General features: G+C 60.2%; 16 protein-coding genes. 8 read left to right on the forward strand and 8 right to left on the reverse strand.

The genetic code is table 11. The features are described 5' to 3' along the window. Positions 1–457: 457 nt before the first annotated feature. Positions 458–1,087, reverse strand: coding sequence for a hypothetical protein (locus KF871_RS12630; protein ID WP_291142880.1), 630 nt, complete (start codon positions 1,085–1,087; stop codon positions 458–460). A gap of 41 nt (positions 1,088–1,128) precedes the next feature. Between KF871_RS12630 and KF871_RS12635 the strand changes: the two genes are divergently transcribed. Together KF871_RS12635 and KF871_RS12640 are read left to right on the forward strand one after the other, a co-directional pair. Continuing rightward, positions 1,129–2,127: a hypothetical protein gene (locus tag KF871_RS12635; RefSeq protein WP_291142883.1), complete on the forward strand. Its 999-nt coding sequence runs from the start codon at positions 1,129–1,131 to the stop codon at positions 2,125–2,127. A gap of 182 nt (positions 2,128–2,309) precedes the next feature. After that, positions 2,310–5,222 carry a DNA methyltransferase gene (locus KF871_RS12640; protein ID WP_291142885.1) on the forward strand — a complete coding sequence of 971 codons (2,913 nt, stop codon included), beginning with the start codon at positions 2,310–2,312 and terminating at the stop codon, positions 5,220–5,222. Between the two features lie 430 nt (positions 5,223–5,652). Here the strand turns inward: KF871_RS12640 and KF871_RS12645 are convergent, their stop codons facing one another. The 3 genes from KF871_RS12645 to KF871_RS12655 form a co-directional block, all read right to left on the reverse strand. Continuing rightward, complete coding sequence (locus KF871_RS12645; protein ID WP_291142887.1) at positions 5,653–6,288, reverse strand: DUF2971 domain-containing protein; 636 nt, start codon at positions 6,286–6,288, stop codon at positions 5,653–5,655. Positions 6,289–6,361: 73 nt separating this feature from the next. After that, entirely contained in the window at positions 6,362–6,781 is a 420-nt protein-coding gene (locus KF871_RS12650) for a hypothetical protein (protein WP_291142889.1), read from the reverse strand. Positions 6,782–7,128: 347 nt separating this feature from the next. Beyond that, the gene (locus KF871_RS12655) at positions 7,129–8,088 is read right to left on the reverse strand and encodes a hypothetical protein (RefSeq protein ID WP_291142891.1); all 960 of its coding nucleotides are present in this window, start codon (positions 8,086–8,088) and stop codon (positions 7,129–7,131) included. Positions 8,089–8,665: 577 nt separating this feature from the next. On the opposite strand from KF871_RS12655, the gene KF871_RS12660 reads away from it, so the two are divergent. The 6 genes from KF871_RS12660 to KF871_RS12685 all read left to right on the forward strand — a co-directional run bounded on the left by KF871_RS12660 (position 8,666) and on the right by KF871_RS12685 (position 14,445). Further along, positions 8,666–9,801, forward strand: a protein-coding gene (locus KF871_RS12660; RefSeq protein ID WP_291138907.1) for an IS3 family transposase whose coding sequence is annotated in 2 segments (ribosomal slippage) — positions 8,666–8,927 and positions 8,927–9,801 — 1,137 coding nt in all. Because the reading frame shifts where the segments join, the coding sequence is not laid out codon by codon here. 352 nt (positions 9,802–10,153) lie between these two features. Beyond that, positions 10,154–11,170 (forward strand): sulfate ABC transporter substrate-binding protein, encoded by a 1,017-nt coding sequence (locus KF871_RS12665; RefSeq protein ID WP_291142893.1) that lies wholly within the window; start codon positions 10,154–10,156, stop codon positions 11,168–11,170. Next, positions 11,167–11,697 (forward strand): alpha/beta hydrolase, encoded by a 531-nt coding sequence (locus KF871_RS12670; protein WP_291142895.1) that lies wholly within the window; start codon positions 11,167–11,169, stop codon positions 11,695–11,697. Before KF871_RS12665 ends, KF871_RS12670 begins: the two co-directional genes overlap by 4 nt. Beyond that, positions 11,694–12,575: a sulfate ABC transporter permease subunit CysT gene (cysT, locus tag KF871_RS12675; protein WP_291142898.1), complete on the forward strand. Its 882-nt coding sequence runs from the start codon at positions 11,694–11,696 to the stop codon at positions 12,573–12,575. Before KF871_RS12670 ends, cysT begins: the two co-directional genes overlap by 4 nt. Then, positions 12,572–13,462 (forward strand): sulfate ABC transporter permease subunit CysW, encoded by an 891-nt coding sequence (gene cysW / locus KF871_RS12680; protein ID WP_291142900.1) that lies wholly within the window; start codon positions 12,572–12,574, stop codon positions 13,460–13,462. Before cysT ends, cysW begins: the two co-directional genes overlap by 4 nt. Beyond that, on the forward strand, positions 13,459–14,445 hold the full coding sequence (locus tag KF871_RS12685) for a sulfate ABC transporter ATP-binding protein (protein WP_291142903.1): 987 nt from the start codon (positions 13,459–13,461) through the stop codon (positions 14,443–14,445). The genes cysW and KF871_RS12685 overlap by 4 nt, the downstream gene beginning before the upstream one ends. A 1,628-nt stretch (positions 14,446–16,073) precedes the next feature. Here the strand turns inward: KF871_RS12685 and KF871_RS12690 are convergent. The 4 genes from KF871_RS12690 to KF871_RS12705 form a co-directional block, all read right to left on the reverse strand. Next, on the reverse strand, positions 16,074–16,787 hold the full coding sequence (locus KF871_RS12690; RefSeq protein WP_291142906.1) for a hypothetical protein: 714 nt from the start codon (positions 16,785–16,787) through the stop codon (positions 16,074–16,076). Positions 16,788–16,895: 108 nt separating this feature from the next. After that, entirely contained in the window at positions 16,896–17,381 is a 486-nt protein-coding gene (locus KF871_RS12695; protein ID WP_291142909.1) for a hypothetical protein, read from the reverse strand. Positions 17,382–17,446: 65 nt separating this feature from the next. Then, positions 17,447–18,019 (reverse strand): hypothetical protein, encoded by a 573-nt coding sequence (locus tag KF871_RS12700; RefSeq protein WP_291142912.1) that lies wholly within the window; start codon positions 18,017–18,019, stop codon positions 17,447–17,449. Between the two features lie 188 nt (positions 18,020–18,207). Then, positions 18,208–18,552: a hypothetical protein gene (locus KF871_RS12705; protein WP_291142915.1), complete on the reverse strand. Its 345-nt coding sequence runs from the start codon at positions 18,550–18,552 to the stop codon at positions 18,208–18,210. Positions 18,553–18,988 lie beyond the last annotated feature (436 nt).

An 18,988-nucleotide genomic window follows, 5' to 3' on the forward strand; every position in this document is an offset into this window, starting at 1 on the left:
AACAGTGCCTACTACGCCCCCTCCGCTTGCGGCTTGAGAGGGCGTAAGGCCTGGCGCAGAAATGCCAGGGACAAACGGCCCTTGGGGTTGGTTGGTGTTGGGAGTGCCGAGCGCGTTGTCGATCCCGGGAATCACAACCAGTACATCGAGGCCACGCAGAGCTTCCCTGCTCTCTGCTGAAATCGGCCTTGAGGCCGGGACAGTTGCGCACCCCATGGTCATCGCTGCTACAACAAACGTTGCACCCTTCATTGCAGCCGCCGAAAGTACTCTCATCTATCCTCCCTCACTGGTCTCGGGGCACGAAAGCCCGCTACTTGCAGATTGCGGCAGTCTAGCCATGGCATCGTTGCTCGCAAGCCGCCCGTGCCACAGACCGGCATCCGAGTGACTGCGACGTGGCGCAAATCGGACATTCACGGCGCTGACGCGGATGGCCGTACCCAGTCTGAACTCGTCATTGAGGAAGACCAGCTAGCGCGCCGAACGGCGCCCGCGCTTCCGGCAGGCGCCAATCGCTGCTCCTGATGCCGAACAACTTGGTCGCGCTCTCTCGAGGCGGTTTGATGGCTGTGTGAGTCGACTCGAACAGCCCCATCTGGTTCGGAGTTTCAATCGATACGATTCCACCCCAATCCAATATGGGCAGGCGCTGTCCTGGGCGTCGGCAGATGACTGCCCAGGCCCGAACCTCGATCCAAGGGATTCCCGCCGATTGGTATGCCAAGCGCTTGATGGTGGATACCGCATGTGTATGCCAGACCTCTATGGCCAAGAGGAGGCGACCTGAATTCGCGCAGTTCACGACCAAGTCGGGTATGTATCTCCGTCCAGCTGCTTTCAATGTAGCTTCCGCCCGGACTGTCACGTGCACCCCTTTCTCTATCAAAGGAATCGCGCCCCGCCATGTCACGCCACCGTGGAACCACCCGTACAAGGTGTGGCCAGTTCGAAGTTGTTCTCGAAGCAGATTGATCGCCATTCGGTGAATGCTGACGAGGTCCCTAGGCTTGGTTTGCCGCAGCTTCCCCGAGCGCTTGCGCGAATTACGCACGGCCCAAGACCGCGAACGTTGCTTCTTGCTCATGTCACACCTCAGTCGGTTTAGGTGCGGGTAAGCTGCCAGCGATGAAGCCAAATTTGCAGTCCTCAAACCTCCTCGTACCGTCCGAGTCTGCGTTGACTCAGGCCGGTAAGGTGGCGCTCACATTTCTCGAAGATACGGGTCTGGCTGAACGAAACCAAGCCGTCCAAGTATTCCGTCATATGGCCCAAATCGCAGCTGAGCGGGGGCACGAACTTTCGAACATCGAGTTCGAAACGGTGGCTTTGAAAGCAATCGTGGCGGCCAATGCTGTCAAAGGCGCGAGCGCGTGGATGAGCCCGTTGTGGAAACAGTTGGAGGATCGCCAAGAGAGCTGGGGCCCTGGCCTGAGAGCGACCGCGATTCACATGGGCTACAGGTTCACGCCTAAACTCAGGAAACTCCACGGATCTCCCGCTAAGTACCAGCTGACCGCGGAGCCCGTGGAGATGGATCCTGGCGACCTGCATCCGACGCCCACCCCGGATGGAGGGATCAGGTACACGCCCGCAGCAGTGGCGGCGCCGGGGGCGGTGATATCTGCTGGATTGCGTGGGGGGGTTGTGCGTCACACCCTTCCGCTAGTTGCTTCCACAAGCGCTTTTTTGTCTGTCGCAATCCTTTTGCTTTTGTTCAGCGCGTGGTGGATGGTGGTCACGGGGCTGCACACGAACAGCCCTCTTTCTACTGCGCACGTTTCCTACGCGGCCATGTGGTGCGTCGCCTCATGGACTGTGTGGGGTCTATTCAAATTCATGAGTCAGCTCGCCGACCTCGGGATCGTCATGGCTCCTGAGTTTCTGGTTCCCTTCAAAGAGGACCACGTCACCTTGGAGTTGCAACCCAAAGATGGGGACAGGAAAGGAGCGTTCGCATTCGTGCGCTACACCGCCACCTGTCCCCAATGCCAAGGGCGTGTCTTGCTGCACGACGGAGGCGAGGAATTCAAGGACCGAATCGTAGGTCGCTGCGGCAACTCGCCGAGGGAGCACGTGTTCTCGTTTGATCAAAAGTTGCATATTGGCCATTCAATGCGCGGCTAGGCTCAAAGTCAGTTCAAGACTGATCGGAGACTTTCAATTCCGCGCGCAGCCGGCAGCTTTTGACGACAACCTTTGCCATCCTCGGTGCTGGAGGCTCCACAAAACCGGATTGGTAATCGCACAGAATGCAATGTCTAGACCGCATAGTGCGGTATTCCTAGGAACAAGACCAAAGAGGATGGATGACCAAGCCAAACGATAAGACTGCCAAACTCCAAACCTTCAAGGATTGGACCACCCAGCACATCAAGGGTGACGAGAAGGGCGAGGCCCAGGTGTTCCTTGACCGGCTGTTCCAGGCCTTCGGCTGGCCGGGGCTCAAGGAGGCAGGCGCGAACTGTGAGTTACGCGTTAAGAACACTACTGGTGGCACGTCTTTCGCTGACCTTGTCTGGAAGCCTGTCGTTGTCATCGAGATGAAAAAGCGAGGTGCCGACCTCAGCAGGCACTACAGTCAGGCATTCACGTACTGGACTCGGCTCGTGCCCAATCGGCCACGCTTCGCCGTGCTCTGCAATTTCGACGAGTTCTGGATCTACGACTTCGAGACCCAACTCGACACGCCGGTCGATGTTGTCAAGTTGGTGGACCTGCCGACACGTTACGGGCCACTCAACTTCATGTTCCCCGGCGATGTACTGCCGGTGTTTGGCAATCATCAGGAATCGGTTACCCGGCAAGCGGCCGACAAGCTTGCGGCTTGCTTCAATTCCATGACCAAGCGAGGGGTAGAGCGCCCTCTTGCGCAGCGTTTCACACTGCAGATGCTTATGGCCTTGTTCTCTGAGGACATCGGTCTGCTCGAGAAGTACCTGGTCACCAAAGTGCTCGACGAATGCACAAGCCCACAGGACACGCATGACCTCCTGGGAGGGCTATTCGCCGCCATGAATACCAAGGGTGGCGTGAAGGGCGGGCGCTTCAAGGGGGTGCCGTACTTCAACGGCGGGCTCTTCGCGGACCCGGCGCATGTTGAACTAGTCGAGGCCGAACGCACGCTTCTCAAGGAGGCCGCTAAATTCGATTGGTCGAAGGTACGGCCCGAGATCTTCGGTACCTTGTTTGAGCACTCGCTTGGGAAAGAGCAGCGGCATGCCACGGGTGCCCATTTCACCAGTGCGGTCGACATCATGAAGGTGGTCGGTCCAACTATCGTGGAGCCTTGGACGCGCCTAATCGACTCAACGACTACGCTAGAAGGCTTGCGCAAACTACTGGTTCGTATCGAGAGCTTCACTGTGCTCGACCCTGCCTGTGGCAGTGGCAATTTCCTTTACATCGCATACCGAGAGCTGAAGCGGCTGGAAGCGCGCATCTACGAGCGCATGGCTGCCGAATTCAAGAGTGTCGACCCGAGACAACGCCCCTTCGGCTTCGTGTCGACCGCCAACTTCTATGGCATGGACATCAACCCCTTCGCGGTAGACATCGCCAAGGTGACGATGATGCTGGCTCATCAGCTAGCGATTGACGAGCTTCACATCAACGAGTCCGCTCTGCCGCTTGACAACCTTGACGCGAATTTCCGTGCCGGTGATGCCCTCATCAATCCGGACGGCTCGCGCACTCCATGGTTCAAGTCCGACGTTATCGTCGGCAATCCGCCATTCCTGGGTGCGAAGCTGATGAAACCCGAGCTCGGCGTCGATTATGTGAGTGCTATCAGGCGCGCGTACCCAGAAGTGCCTGGCATGGCAGACCTTTGTGTGTACTGGTTCCGCCGCACTCACGATGAACTCAAAGCCTGCACGACTGTCGATCCCGTAGCGGGGCGTGCCGGTCTTGTCGGCACTCAGAATGTGCGTAACAACGCATCGCGTATTGGAGGACTCGACCAAATAGCTGCGACGGGAACTATCGTCGAAGCAGTCGACAACCAGCCGTGGTCGGGCGAAGCAAATGTGCACGTCTCCATCGTCAATTGGGTAAAAACTGAAGACACGAAGCTTCTATCCAGCCCCCGACGCTTATGGTTCAAAGCGAGTCCCTCGGCCGGAGCACGCCGACGTATCCGAGGTACAGGTTCGGCTGCCAAGCACTTTGAACTGGACATGCGCGAGGTCGCATACATCAACTCATCGCTCTCGGACCAGGTGGACGTGTCGCGGGCGGCGCAGCTTGATGTCAACGATGGGTACTGCTATACGGGTCAGTACCCGCGTTACAACGAAGGGTTCGTGTTGTCACTTGGCGAAGGTGCAGCCATGCGGGCGGCAGCGCTAGTCAACAAGGATGTTGTTCATCCATTTGCTGGAGGCGACGAGCTGCTTGAGGATGGTTCGGTGCGGCGCTGCGTAATTGACTTCCAGGCGCGCTCCATACTTGAAGCCCAAGCGTATGTTGTGCCGTTTAAGCACGTGAGAACTGAAGTGCTGCCCTATGTTCAATCGCTGGCGAAGAAAGAAAGGGAGAAGACTGGCAAGATCACGGGTCAAGATCAAGGCTGGTTGAACACTTGGTGGCAGCACTTTCGTTGTCGCCCGGAGCTCATAGGCAAGATTGCACCTTTGTCTAGGTACTTGGTATGTTCACGTGTGACAAAGCGTCCAATCTTCATGTTCCTCTCGTCGAAAGTCCGTCCGAGTGACGCACTCTCGTGCTTCGCACTGGACGACGACTACAGTTTCGGAGTCCTGCAATCGCGGGCTCACTACATGTGGTTCCACGCCAAGTGCTCGAACATGAAGTCCGACCCTCGTTACACATCGGAGTCCATCTTCAGTACTTTCCCTTGGCCTCAGGACCCGAGTACCGCAGACGTACAGGCGGTAGTCGATGCTGCGCGAACGCTGCTCAATGTGCGCGCATCCGCTGCAGATGCTGGGACGGGTCTTCGTGCGTTGTATCGGACACTTGAACTGCCAGGGAAGAGTCCGCTCAAAGAAGCGCACGCTGCTCTGAATGCGGCCATCCTGAGGGCATACGGCTTTTCAAACAAGCGAGACCTGCTCCAGCAACTGCTCGACTTGAATTCTGATGTCGCGGCCAAAAGCAGCGCTGGCAAGGCTGTCACCGGCCCTGGTGTGCCTAAGAAGGCAATGAATCTGACTGCATTGGTATCGGCCGACTGCTTCAAGCCATCCTGGACCGACTAGTCCGAAAGATCTGGCCTTGCTAGATCTCGGGAATGAGATTGAGGCGAAGGGCTAATCAATCGAAGTTATTGAACGGACACCCATGATGCTCTGGGTTCCTGAAGTCGACCGAAGCGGCGGTCGGCTCATGTCTACAAGCAGCAGTTCCCACCAACGTGCTTGAGGTTCATTAACGCTGCGATGCCGGGGTCCGAGCCCCTAGGGACTGCTTAAGACTGGGGGCGGCCATCCGAGTCGTCGCCTTGAACGTCCGATCTGCGCCCCGATTGCGGCATTCGCTGCCGAGATTTCACCCTTCTGTAGCTGACCGTCGGGAACGCCGGGCACGCACCCAAAACAGGCATGCGGTCAGGGCCGAACCACGCTGGCGATCTGACGTGGTCGATCTAGGCTGCAACCCCAGCATGGATGACGATTTGCACCCATGTCTTCACTCTCTCGAAGCTTTGATCATGATCGGGGTCACTTCCCTATTCCTCACAATAGAGAAGGTCTGGTGCGCGACTCGAGCACGCAGCACCTGGACGGAAGCAGATAGCGGCCCGCTCTCCTCTACGAGCTTTGCGACCTTGCCAACAGACAAGGTGTTTCGTGCACCGAGGACGACTTCTCGAAGCTGCATATGCTCGCTGAAGTCCACGTAGTAAAAACCGTTCGGATCTTTCTCCTTGAGATCAGCCATCGCGCGCCACTCATGCTCGTATTCCCAGGCCTTCGCCTTCGTCGACAGGATCTGCCGGATGAACGAGCGTCCGACCGCTTCAGTCCATTTCTCCTTCTCAAACTCGAACCTCAGGCGCTCCGGCTCGTAGTTCATCGCGTATACGTACTCTTGATCCGGATGGCCCGTAGGTACGTCGAAGCCAAGGCAGAACCCGTAGTGCTTCTGACCGTAGTGCGCCCACATCACTGGGCTCTTCCAGTTGTCAGAGAAGCAGATTACCCCCTTGGTCTTTGTGAAGTGCTCCTTGAGAGCCTTGTGAGCCTTCCGCATGAGCTTGTCGCCGAGCGCATGGGAGAGCAGCTCGAACGGGTCGTTGAGCTCGTCGTACAGCGAAAGCTTCATTCGCCGCTCACGAAGAATGATCAGACCGATGTCAGCGGGCGTCATGTAGTACAGCCGCATATCGTGCCCTGACTTAATCCTTGCTCTCGCTTTGAACGTTGCTTAGGGCGACGGACCGTTGCAGGAGTTGGCCGCAGTACTCGTGTTGATGGAACCGCAAGCAGTTCTTGTAGTACGCATCGCGATGTTCGATAGCCATCTTCGCGAGCATCGGCGCCGACTGCTCCTGGATAAGCTTGCCTTCATACGTGGCGCATCGTTCCATGTCATTGACGATGCCGATGTCGCGGCAGCCTCGCCACGCGCTCATCAGCATCATTCCGGTGATGCTGGCATCGTGATCGACAGATCTTCTGTCGGCATCGAGCTTTTCTGCGGCTTGCCTCTTCTGCCAGTCGTCGAACAATTCCAGGCCGAACACGACTGCAAGTATCAATAGGATCACCTTGACCTTGTTGTTCCACAGGACCGTGACAAAGTCGGTGGCGGTCATGTCTCCTCGAATCACTGGGGGGTCCTCCACCACGCGATTGTGCTGCACCTACCATCGCCAGCAGCATTGAGTTTCGGGGCAGCAGGTTTAGCCTCGGCCCGCGGCGCCGGTGCTACTAGCCTTTGCTTCACCCGTCGCAAGTGTATGTGGCGTACTGAGATGCCGGGAAGCCGCCGTTCGCCGGAGACTGCTCATGGCTGAAAGCAGACGTCAGGTCGCTGGTTTGCCCCTCCCTCTCTGTCCGACGGAGTCTCCTTCCACCGGTGCACTGCTAGTGGGCGTCGGTCAACTCCGGAGTCGGCATTGGCCTGCAGGCCAGACGGACTGCTGTCCGATCATTGATCCGATCACTCGTCAGCCGGTGCGTCGTCGGGGCTTGGAACCTGGCTGATCTGCCGTTCGATGTCGTCTGCGAAACTGCGAAAGTGGAGCTGCCCGTCGCGCACAACTCCCTCTGCCAGCTTGTAGCTCTTGCCGTCTGCGTCCTGTCCCATCAGATCCATCGTCATGCCGTCCGGCAGGGCGCCGATTGGGCTGACGTTGTTGAGGATCTGCAGGTCGGTATGAATCAGCCTGTTGATTCGAAGGTCGCCAGATCCAGGTGGGCCTACATTGAAGCGCTCGGGGTTCGGTAGCTCGCCACTGAAGTAGGCGTTGAGGCTCGTACGCGACTGCTTATCGCAGAACTTCAATACTCGGTTCAACATCTCGTACCCTCTGTCGCCAGCGTACATCAGCGTGAACGGAGGAGGGAGCATGCAATCGTTGTAAACCGGCAGCCTACGTGCGTTGATGGCATCGTGCAAGCCGCGATCAGAATCGTTAACGATCGCGCGCGCGCGCGCACGGCTTGTGAACTTGGAGTCGCACGCCAGGGCGTAAACGGCTGCAAGCTCCGGGTTGCCGATGTAGTTCTGAAGGAAGTAAATCACGCAGTGATCGTCCGCCGTGACCACCAGCTGCTTACCTTTCTCCCGCACACGCAATCTCACTGCAACAGCTGCCGCAATGGGATCCTGCGCGCCTGGGATGTAGGCGGTGTCGATCACAAAGACGTCGTCGTAGCTGGTGAGTGCGCGGGCTCCATCAAACGATACGGTTTGGCCGCTCTGAAGTATGAGGGACCTCATCCTCGGCTTCCCTGGGCCGTGATGAATCACAGAGCGCTCGACACCATCAATGCGTAGCGGGCGTCCATCGCGGCCAAAGAACTCCATGCGGCCATCGACGTTAAATCGGATGCGATCCAACTGACCATCCGCGGTAGAGAAGGAGAAACTTACCTTTGGCTCGCCTTGATTCGACATGATGCCCGCTATCCTCTGCACACATTTTGCATCGGCTGATAGATGCCCTTCCGCTCGTTAACGTGGCGGCACCCTGATGGAATGCAGCCCTTCCCCGCCTCTTCCACCCACGCCGCCTGCCACCTGCAAGCCAACGGTTGCCCCCTGACGTTCGTCCCAAACTCCTACGCAACCGCAGCGCCGACCGCCATGGCGTTGGCTACCACCTGACAGCCGCCCCCACCCGGATGGCGCTGTGCCTGCTGGAACTGCAGGAGCAGCACCGCACGTCGCCGCAGTTCAGGGCGGCATCACGCCGGTACCGCCGCGCGGCCGACCCCAACAGCTGCGAAGCCGAAGTCTGGGCCTGGAGGTCGGCTCGAGACTGGGGGCTGCCATCCGAGTCGGCGCCGTGAACGTCCTATCTGCGCCACGTCGCAGTCATTCGAATGCTGGTCTTCGACGCGGGCCATTTTCGAGTAGCGATGCCATGGCTAGACTTCCGCAATCGGCCAGAAGCGGTCGACTGACCTGCCCCCCGCCAGCCGTACCATTCTGAAGTTCGTGAAGTCCGTCAACCACCAGGAGAATGACGGACATGAAGAAGAGCAGATTCAGCGAGGAACAGATCATCGGGTTCCTGCGGCAGGCCGAGGCCGGCATGCCGATCAAGGAGCTGTGCCGCAACGGCGGCTTCAGCGATGCCACCTTCTACAAGTGGCGCGCCAAGTTCGGCGGCATGCAGGTCTCTGAAGCGCAGCGCTTGCGCGAGCTCGAATCGGAGAACGCCAAGCTCAAGCGGCTGCTGGCCGAGGCACACCTGGACATGCACGCGCTCAAGAGCGTTCTGGGGGTAAAGCGCTAGCCCCACAGGAGCGGCGCGAGGCGGTGCGGCGCATGGTGAGCGAACACCATTTGTCCGAGCGCCGCGCGTGCCGTCTTGTGGGGCTCTCCCGCGACAGCTACCGCCATCCACCGCAGCCCGACCAGGCCACGCTGGATCTGCACGAGAAGATCGTGGAGATCGCGCACGTGCGCCGCCGCTTTGGCTATCGGCGCATCCATGACCTGTTGCGTCCGCAGTTTCCTGGCGTCAATCACAAGCGCGTGTACCGCCTGTACCGGCAAGCCAACTTGGCCGTGCGCCGACGCAAGAAGAGCAAGCGGCCCGTCAATGAGCGCGTGCCGCTGCAACTGGCACGCACGGTCAACGAGGTGTGGAGCATGGACTTTGTGAGCGACAGCCTCGCGGGCGGGCGGCGGTTGAAGTACCTCACGGTGGCGGATGACTTCAGCCACGAGAGCGTGGAGATCGCGGTGGACTTCGGCATCTCGGGTGAGTACGTCACGCGCGTGCTGGACCGCGCTGCGCTGTTTCGTGGGTATCCACAGGTGGTTCGCACCGACAACGGGCCGGAGTTCACCAGCCGAGCGTTCATGGCCTGGGCGCAGGCACACGGTATCCGCCACATCCTCATCCAGCCTGGACGTCCCATGCAGAACGGCTACATCGAGAGCTTCAATGGCAAGTTCCGCGACGAGCACTTGAACGAGTGCTGGTTCCAGACCCTGCACCAGGCCAGAGTGGCCGTGGCTGCCTGGCGCACGGACTACAACGAGGTCAGGCCGCACAGCAGCCTGGGTCGCATGCCACCAGCACGCTTCGCCGAGCTGCATCGCCAGCGCGCTGGCGATGCAGCTCAATTCCCATCAACCCCCAACACCATCGATTAACCTTCGCCGCGGACTTCCACTTCTCATTGGTACGTCTACAGGGGGCAGGTCACCAGGATTCGAATGACTGCGACGTAGCGCAGATCGGACGTTCACGGCGCCGGCTCGGATGGCTGCACCCAGTCTGCAGCGGACCTGTTGTTCCTCCTGCAGAAGTCTGCGTGATCCCAGGTTGCCGTGCACAGATAGCCCAATGTTGCCTCGCCTCGATCACCGACACCTTCGCGCGAACACATAGATGACTTGGTAATAAACAACCAAAAACGTATTCGTTCCTTCTTTTGGTCGTTCCCGGGACCATCGCGGCCTCGCTGCCCGAAGCAGCCCCGCAACCCGCAAGAAGGAACGACCGATGACCACCCGCCGCCACCTCATCCAGACCCTGGGCACCACTGCCCTCTCGCTCACGCTGGGCACCGTACAGGCACAGACCTCCGCACCCGTCACGCTGCTCAATGTGAGCTACGACCCGACGCGTGAGCTCTACGTCGAAGTCAACGCCGCCTTCGCCAAGCACTGGAAGGCCAGGACCGGCCAGGACGTGACCATCAAGCAATCGCACGGCGGTTCAGGCCGCCAGGCGCGCTCCATCATTGACGGCCTCGATGCCGACGTGGCCACACTTGCCCTGGCCGGCGACACCGACGCGCTGCACAACAACGGCCAGTGGATCCCGAAGGATTGGCAGAAACGCCTGCCACAGAACAGCTCGCCCTACACGTCCACCATCGTGCTGGTCACGCGCGCTGGCAACCCGAAAAACATCAAGGACTGGGAAGACCTGATCCGCCCCGACGTCAAGGTGATCACGCCCAACCCCAAGACCTCGGGCGGCGCGCGCTGGAACTACCTGGCCGCGTGGGAATTTGCAAAGCGCAAGTACGGCAACGACGACAGGGCCAAAGAGTTCGTGGCCAAGCTGTATGCGAACGTGCCCGTGCTCGACACCGGCGCGCGCGGCGCCTCCGTCACCTTTGCACAACGCAACCAGGGCGACGTGTTCATCAGCTGGGAGAACGAGGCCTACCTGCTGGAGAAAGAGTTCGGCAACAAGGTCGACTTCATCTACCCCTCGCTCACCATCCTGGCCGAACCCGCGGTGACCGTGGTCGACAAGAACGTGGACAGACGAGGCACGCGTGCCGTGGCGCAGGCCTACCTCGAATTCCTCTACACCGAAGAGGCGCAGGACATCATCGGCAAGCACTTCTACCGCCCGCGCTCGGAGAAGGCACAGGCCAGGTACGCCAGGCAACTGCCCAAGGTGAACCTGTTCACCATCGACCAGGCCTTCGGCGGCTGGGAGCAGGCGGCCAAGGTGCACTTCGTCGATGGCGGCAGCTTCGACCAGATCTACACCCGCAAATGAAGCCCGTGGTACTCGTGCCGGGCTGGCAGAACTCGGGCGCCGGCCACTGGCAAAGCCACTGGTCCCGACTGCCCGGCGCTGTTCGAGTCGAACAGGACGACTGGCTGTGGCCGAAACGCCAGGCCTGGGTCGACCGACTGGCCGAGACACTCACGGCGCAGCGCGAGCCGGTGCTGCTGGCCGCGCACAGCCTGGGCTGCATCGCGGTCGCGCACCTGCCGTTGTCGCTCACGCCATGGATCGCCGGCGCTTTGCTGGTGGCACCGGCCGACCCCGAGCGCCGCGGACCGCTGGCCGATTTCGCGCCGGTACCCCACCACCGCCACCCATGGCCCAGCGTGCTGGTGGCCAGCGACAACGACCCGTTCTGCCCGATCCGCCTGGCGGGTGCTTACGCACGCGCCTGGGGCAGTCGGCTGGTGCGCCTGGCCGGCGCCGGCCACATCAACGTCGAATCGGGCCACGGCGAATGGCCTGAGGGTCTGGCATTGCTGCGCTCGCTCGACACCGAAAGCACTCCCGCATGAACGCAATCGTTCTTTCGCCGCCTGCCACGGCACCTGCAGCTTGGCGTCCGCGCACGTGCCGCGTGCTGCCAGGCTTTCACCTCACGCTGGGCTACACGCTGCTTTACCTGAGCCTGATCGTGCTGATACCGCTGTCGGCGCTGGTTTTCAAGACACTGTCGATGACCTGGCCGCAATTCTGGGAGGCAGTGGCCTCGCCGCGCGTGCTGGCCTCCTACCGCCTCACCATCGGCGCCTCGCTCATCGCGGCACTGGTCAACGTGGTGTTCGGCCTGCTGGTGGCCTGGGTGCTGGTGCGCTACAGCTTCCGCGGCAAGAAGATCGTCGACGCGCTGGTGGACCTGCCGTTCGCCCTGCCCACAGCGGTGGCCGGCATTTCGCTCACCGCGCTGCTGGCGGACAACGGCTGGGTCGGCCAGGTCTTCGCGCCGCTGGGCATCCAGCTCGCGTTCAACCCCAACGGTGTGGTGATCGCGCTCATCTTCATCGGCCTGCCCTTCGTGGTGCGCACGGTGCAGCCGGTGCTGGAAGACACCGAGAAGGAACTCGAGGAAGCCGCCAGCAGCCTGGGCGCTACGCGCTGGCAGATCTTCTGTTGCGTGATCTTCCCGGGCATCGCGCCCGCACTGCTCACCGGCTTTGCCATGGCCTTCGCGCGCGCCGTGGGTGAGTACGGCTCGGTGATCTTTATCGCTGGCAACATGCCCATGGTGTCGGAGATCACGCCGCTGATCATCGTCGCCAAGCTCGAGCAGTACGACTACGCGGGCGCCACCGCCGTGGCTTCGGTGATGCTGGGCATCTCGTTCGTGCTGCTGTTGGTCATCAACGGTCTTCAATCCTGGCAGCGAAAACGCAGCGGTGGGGCGATGGCATGAGCGTTGTGAGAACCGAGGCGCCCTGGGTGCGCCGCACGCTGATCGCCACTGCGCTGCTCTTCATGGCGTTGTTCCTGGTGCTGCCGCTGGCCGCGGTGTTCGCCGAGGCGCTGCGAAAGGGCTGGGAAGCGTATTGGGAAGCGCTGAAAGAGCCCGACGCCTGGGCCGCGATCCGGCTCACGCTGATCACGGCCGCCGTGGCGGTGCCGCTGAACCTGGTGTTCGGCGTGGCCGCGGCCTGGGCGGTGGCCAAGTTCGAGTTCCGTGGCAAGGCCTTCCTCACCACGCTGATCGATCTGCCGTTCTCGGTCTCGCCCGTGGTGGCCGGCCTGATCTACGTGCTGGTGTTCGGCGCGCAGGGCTGGCTCGGCCCCTGGCTGGCCGAGCACGACATCCGAATCGTGTTCGCCGTGCCCGGCATCATCCTGGCCACCGTCTTCGTCACCTTCCCCTTCATCGCGCGTGAACTCATTCCGCTGATGCAGGCGCAAGGCAACGACGAAGAGCAGGCCGCGCAGGTGCTGGGCGCCAGCGGCTGGCAGACCTTCCGGTACGTCACCCTGCCCAACATCAAGTGGGGCCTGATCCACGGCGTGATCCTGTGCAACGCGCGCGCCATGGGCGAGTTCGGCGCGGTGTCGGTGGTGTCGGGCCACATCCGCGGCCAGACCAACACCATGCCGCTGCACGTGGAGGTGCTCTACAACGAGTACCAGTCCGTGGCCGCCTTTGCGGTGGCCTCACTGCTGGCGCTGCTGGCGCTGGTCACCCTGGTCATCAAGACGGTCGCCGAATGGCGCATGGAGCGCGAGCTCAAGGCCCTGGCCGAGCTGCCGCCCGAACACCCTCGCACCGACACACCCGCCATCGCCGGAGTCCATTCATGAGCATCAACGTCCAGCACATTTCCAAGCACTTCGGCACGTTCCACGCGCTCGACAACATCCAGCTCGACATCGAAAGTGGCGAGCTGCTGGCCCTGCTCGGCCCCTCGGGCTGCGGCAAGACCACGCTGCTGCGCATCATCGCGGGCCTGGAAACGGCGGATGCCGGGCAGATCGTGATCGGCGGCGAGGACCGCACGCACGTGCATGTGCGCGAGCGCAACGTGGGCTTCGTGTTCCAGCACTACGCGCTGTTTCGCCATATGACGGTAGCCGACAACGTGGCCTTCGGCCTGCGCGTCAAACCCCGCGGCCAACGCCCGAGCGAGAAGCAGATCCAGACCAGGGTGCATGAGCTGCTCAAGCTGGTGCAGCTCGAAGGGCTGGCCGAGCGCTACCCGGCGCAGCTCTCGGGCGGCCAGCGCCAGCGCATCGCCCTGGCGCGCGCGCTGGCGGTGGAGCCCAAGGTGCTGCTGCTCGACGAACCCTTCGGCGCGCTCGACGCCCAGGTGCGCAAGGAACTGCGCCGCTGGCTGCGCCGCCTGCACGACGAACTGCACGTCACCAGCATCTTCGTCACGCACGACCAGGAAGAAGCCCTGGAAGTGGCCGACCGCGTGGTGCTGATGAACCGCGGCCGGATCGAGCAGGTGGGCAGCCCGCGCGAGGTGTGGGAACACCCGGCAACGCCGTTTGTGGCGCGCTTCCTGGGCGGGGTCGAACTGGCGGGCGAAGGTACCCGTCCGCTACGCCCTCATGAGATAGAGGTACGCCGGCTAATGCCCGGAGAACTGCCCACAGTTGGCGTGGTGGCGATGCTGCGCCGCGCGCTCGTGCTCGACCCGATTGTTCACCTTGACCTCGTATCGGGTGGGAATGAACTTATCGAGGCTCGTCTTGGATTGGCGCAGTTTCACACGTCGAACCTGCACGAGGGTGACTCGGTACTCGTTGTGCCTCGATCCAACCTCCCGAGGGCGGCTTAAGACTGGGAGCAGCCATCCGAGTCGGCGCCGTGAACGTCCTATCTGCGCCACGTCGCGGTCATTCGAATGCTGGTCTTCGACGCGGGCCACTTGCGAGTAGCGATGCCATGGCTAGACTGCCGCTTTCGGCCAGGAGCAGACTTTCGATGATGACTACCTTTGAGGCCACATCCCGATCCGGTGCGCCAAAGATTGGTAGAGACTACACGGGTTAGGTTCTTAACGGCGCTAAGCACTAGTTCTCTGTCATGTTCAAGCAAGTTGGGTCTACTCTGGCTCCGATGTGTGTCGGCTCGTTGATGGGCATGCTGGCGGGTGTAGTGGCGGCCTTGATACTGAGGGTGCTTCCTGGGAGCTACACATCGGAGCAAGAGACGATCGCATTCATTGGGTTCACATTGCTATTTGCCTTTGCCGGTGCTGTTGACACGGCGAAAAATCTCTTGGTGTGGATTCGAGTGCGTGAGGGTAAAGGCCGTAGATAACATGGCGCTCACCGGCCAGATGCGGACGTTGGAGATAAGAGCTTGAAGACGGCGCTTCGCCTAGCAAGAAACTTTGCTCTTCTCCTCCCTGTCCTGCCGCTAGCATTTCTTGGCGCGGAGATCTTCGGCCACTATTTCGGCGATCGGGTGTTTCTAAGAAATGACGCCAAATGCTCCATATCGTTGATGTCTCAGCACGATGGGAGGAGCGCAAGCCCAGGAGAGACGGTACTTGTAAAGCCTGGCTTCACAGAGACAACACCTACGATGTTGATCGCTCGAACCGCAGGTATATGGCGGGGCGGCTTTCACTTCTCTATTGGACGGTTGTCCGTGCGAGACGAATCCGACCGAGCCATTCCACGAGAATGGCTTGCTGAAAGTCTTCTCGGCCGCACGCTTACTTACTCGATCAACGAGCAAGGTGAACTCTCAATCGTCGCTCCCAGTGTGGGAGCCTCAGTGCAGCCGACCGGCTTCCCCGTCAAACTCGGGGATGGGCGTCGCGCCCCGCTTTGTCCTGACTGAAGAGAACCTTAGCGAACTTCCGCTTTGGGCCCGAAGTAGACCTACCTACTGGGGCGGGCAGCAGGCATAGATGCTTTGTCCTTCGAAGCTTTCACTAGCTCTGAAGCCGGAGGGCACCTTTCCGAGTTCAGAGACTTTTCTGCATCCAGGCTGTCGTTGCGATATCTGCAATCGACGATGGCCGTACGTTCCGCACTCATCGCATAGGAAAGAAAGCGTACAGGTCGACCCTTCACGTAGTAGACGTCGGCCAGTGGGATGCTCTTGTCGCGGGAACGCTCGAATTGCGCCCAGAACCGCTGACATCCGCTGAAGTCGACCGGTAACTCAACTGGAAAGGTCACCGTACCGAGGTCCTTAGCCTCAATGACTAGCCGGGCCTCCAGCGGCGGAAGGTCCATTTCGCATGCGCGAGGCGACGAAAAGGCCAACCCGGACGAACATGCGACCAGGGTTCCGATGACGGGATTGCGAAGCCTTGCGCTGACGCCCTTCGCTCTCAAATTCATCATCGTCTGTGTCCGGTTGTGGCCGATGACTGTCATGCTAGCTTAGGCCGCGCTGGGCCCATAGCCGAAGTTGATTTCGCTCCAGACCGGACCTTGAACTCCGCGCTCACCTGATGCGTGGCACTCCAGGCAAGCGGTCATCGTGAGTTTCACCACTGACGAGGCATCCGAAGGTTTGGCGAATGGCATCTGCCATCGCGACTACCCGCGGCGGGTCGGGGCAGTACTGGGCCTCGTTCTCCAGCACGGCCACGGCACCGTAAAGCGCTTCGAGGAGACTTCGTGGAAGCATTTCGCTTCCCTTGAATAGCCAAGCTAGCTCACGGCCCAGCACATGGGCCGCGTTGAAGGCATTCGAACGCACTTCCTTGGCCTCTTGTACCCCGTTGCACACGTCCGAGAGATAGCGAAGCATCTCTGCGGCGACGTGGTCACGCTCGCTGAGGCTTTCCTTTGGCGCTTCGAAGCCCGCAACGGCTCCAACGAAGACCTGGGGGCCGGCGATGTTGACCACGTCCTGTTGCGAAGGCAACCTCGCCGCGAACTCCGCCCACGCTCGCTCAACATATTCAGCCCAGTATTCGACATTGAAGCTGATGACGGGACCACGCAATTCGAGAGACTCATAGCCCAGGCCGACGAGTCTTTCACGAATCAGGTCGAATGCGATTTCCGCGTTCGCAGCTGCCGCGAACGCTGTGACGTACGCACCTATTGCCGCGGGTGCCAAGTCTGGATTGGTACCGCGGTCAACTTTGACGGTCGCCAGGAAGAACCCCGTTCTCGATTGAACCGGCTTGGGCTTGAAAACACCGAACATCGAGTTTCCGGATAGTGGAAGGTAAGGTCAGCAAGGGCAGTGACGAACGACGGCTATTGGCCGATGACCGCCAGGCTCGCCGAGACTGCGCCGTGCCCATAGCCGGCATCAGATGGTCAGTCCTTTTCCACGAAGGAATTGAAGTACGTGATCGACGGCTCTTTGCTTGTACTTGAAGTCGCCAGAGCCGGATTTCCAACCTATCCTGCCGCCGTTGTGCAAGTGGAAGTCAAAGCAGTGACGGCGGGACATGAATGCCCACCTGAGGCCGTACAAGCCGGCTAGACCGAGCATTCCAACTGGAACGCGCGTTCCACCTCCCAGGCTGTCCCAGTAGAGGCCCGCAAAGTAAAAGATTCCGCCGAGGAGAACGATCAGCAGGACTCCCGCCACGATGCGAAAAGGGGCAAGACCGTGCTTGTATTCCGCCCGTGACACAGCGCTGAATGGGACCACTTCGAGGTTGTAGGGCTCCTTGACCGAAAGCTGTCTGCGGATGATCTTGAGGCTTTGTGATCCCACACTCGCGACCTCCCCTATATGGTGCGAGTACTCAGCGGGAGACGTCAGTATTGCTATCGATTCTTCTTCCATGTTTCGTAAACGCCCGCTTCTGGCCGTATTCCGGCGCCGGGGCAGTTTTGTCAGACGTTGAACGGCTAAGCGTTGTAGTAAACAACTGACGAGAACGCAAAATCCATATCTTGCTGGCGACACCAGTCCGGAAAACCGGTGGTATCACCTTCGCTCTTGTATCTCTGCCAAGCCTCTAGAAGCCCTCGATAGTAGGAAATCTGTTGCTGGAGCACCTGCCTTGCTTCGGTCGCTGGCATGCGGAGGATGTACTTCGCTGCTTCACCGAGTGCTGCAAAGGCGTCCCCCTCCGAGCCAATGAACGATGACTCACACAGGTGATGTGTCTGATAGCCAACTGCGTCCAGCGAAACCTGCGCAAGTTGGCCCAAAGAAAAGGCGTCGTCGGGCGCGCGCTTGACAGCCTCTTCATAGAAGCTGACGTCACCACACAAGAGGCCGCTCCATCTGAAAGGGATGGCCAACGCTGGCTGGTCAACGCGCCATTGTTCCAGCACTCGCTGAAGGAAGGCGATGAGTGGCTGGGGGAGCAACTGGTGTACTTCCGGCCGAGACAACCGGAGCTGACAAAACTCTTCGACAATCTCCCGTTGCCGCACAACTGGTAGTTGCTCCGCTTGCCGAATGAATGCGGTCAAAGCTCTCAGTGCCGCAGTCCTCAGTCCTTGCTCTCGTAGCAAGCAGTAGCGAGCAAAGTCGTCGTACTCTGCCCTCTGGGAGTACGACTCTCCAACCTCTTTGAGGCCATCAAAGTTGGACCTATTCCAGTAGTACATCCGATGGTCTGCCTCTCCGCTTTGAGTGTCCGCTCCTGGCCGAGGGCCGCCTATGCGCTACGCTGTCTGCCTTCGCCGAACACCTTGGACTGCATGTCCGGACGAATCTCTTCCGGGGAAAAGTCGGTTGCGATGACATCTTTCGGAAGCACGGCCCCACCGGTGCGAGCCATGTCGATGCGGGCAATTTGCTCGGGCGAGAGCGTGTGACTTACGAGTGCGACTGCCACACTGGAAATCGCGGTGCGTCGCGCTAGAAAGGCACGCATCTGGTCAATGCTGAGACCGATGGAATGACCTGCCGCGAGTTCCGCAGCCACTTGTGAAGTCATCGGGTAGCGCTCATCCAAATCGACGGCTTTTTGGAACTCTGCGAAGTACTCACTGAGGGTCATGGGAATGTCCGCTTGTGACCGATGGATGCCATCGTAGCCGAGGCTCGAAAGGGGCCACAGCGGACCTGGCGCCACAGGTTCAAACTGAAGGGGCCGGGAACGAGAGCGCGATACCGCTCGCATCGTGCGTAAAGCCTTCGGAAGGCGAATCATGCGGAGTTCCCGGAGCAAACCAATGCCTCAATCCGCAGGCAGCTAGCTCTACACGCACGCGTTCATTCATGGGCCGCCGAAAGTGCACGACCTCCTTGACCTTTGTCCAGCCAATCGACGATTCAGCAACTGAATTGCCGTCAGCTAGTGCAGCGCTGATGGCCCGCTCAACTTCCAAGGGTCTGCTCATCGTTTTGACTGTGGGATGTCCGCTCTTGGCCGATTGCGGAAGTCTAGCCATCGCTGAGCCGATGGCGAACAGGCGATCTAGCGGTATCGAGGA

The sequence above is a fragment of the Hydrogenophaga sp. genome, assembly GCF_019635465.1.
Classification (GTDB): domain Bacteria; phylum Pseudomonadota; class Gammaproteobacteria; order Burkholderiales; family Burkholderiaceae_C; genus Hydrogenophaga.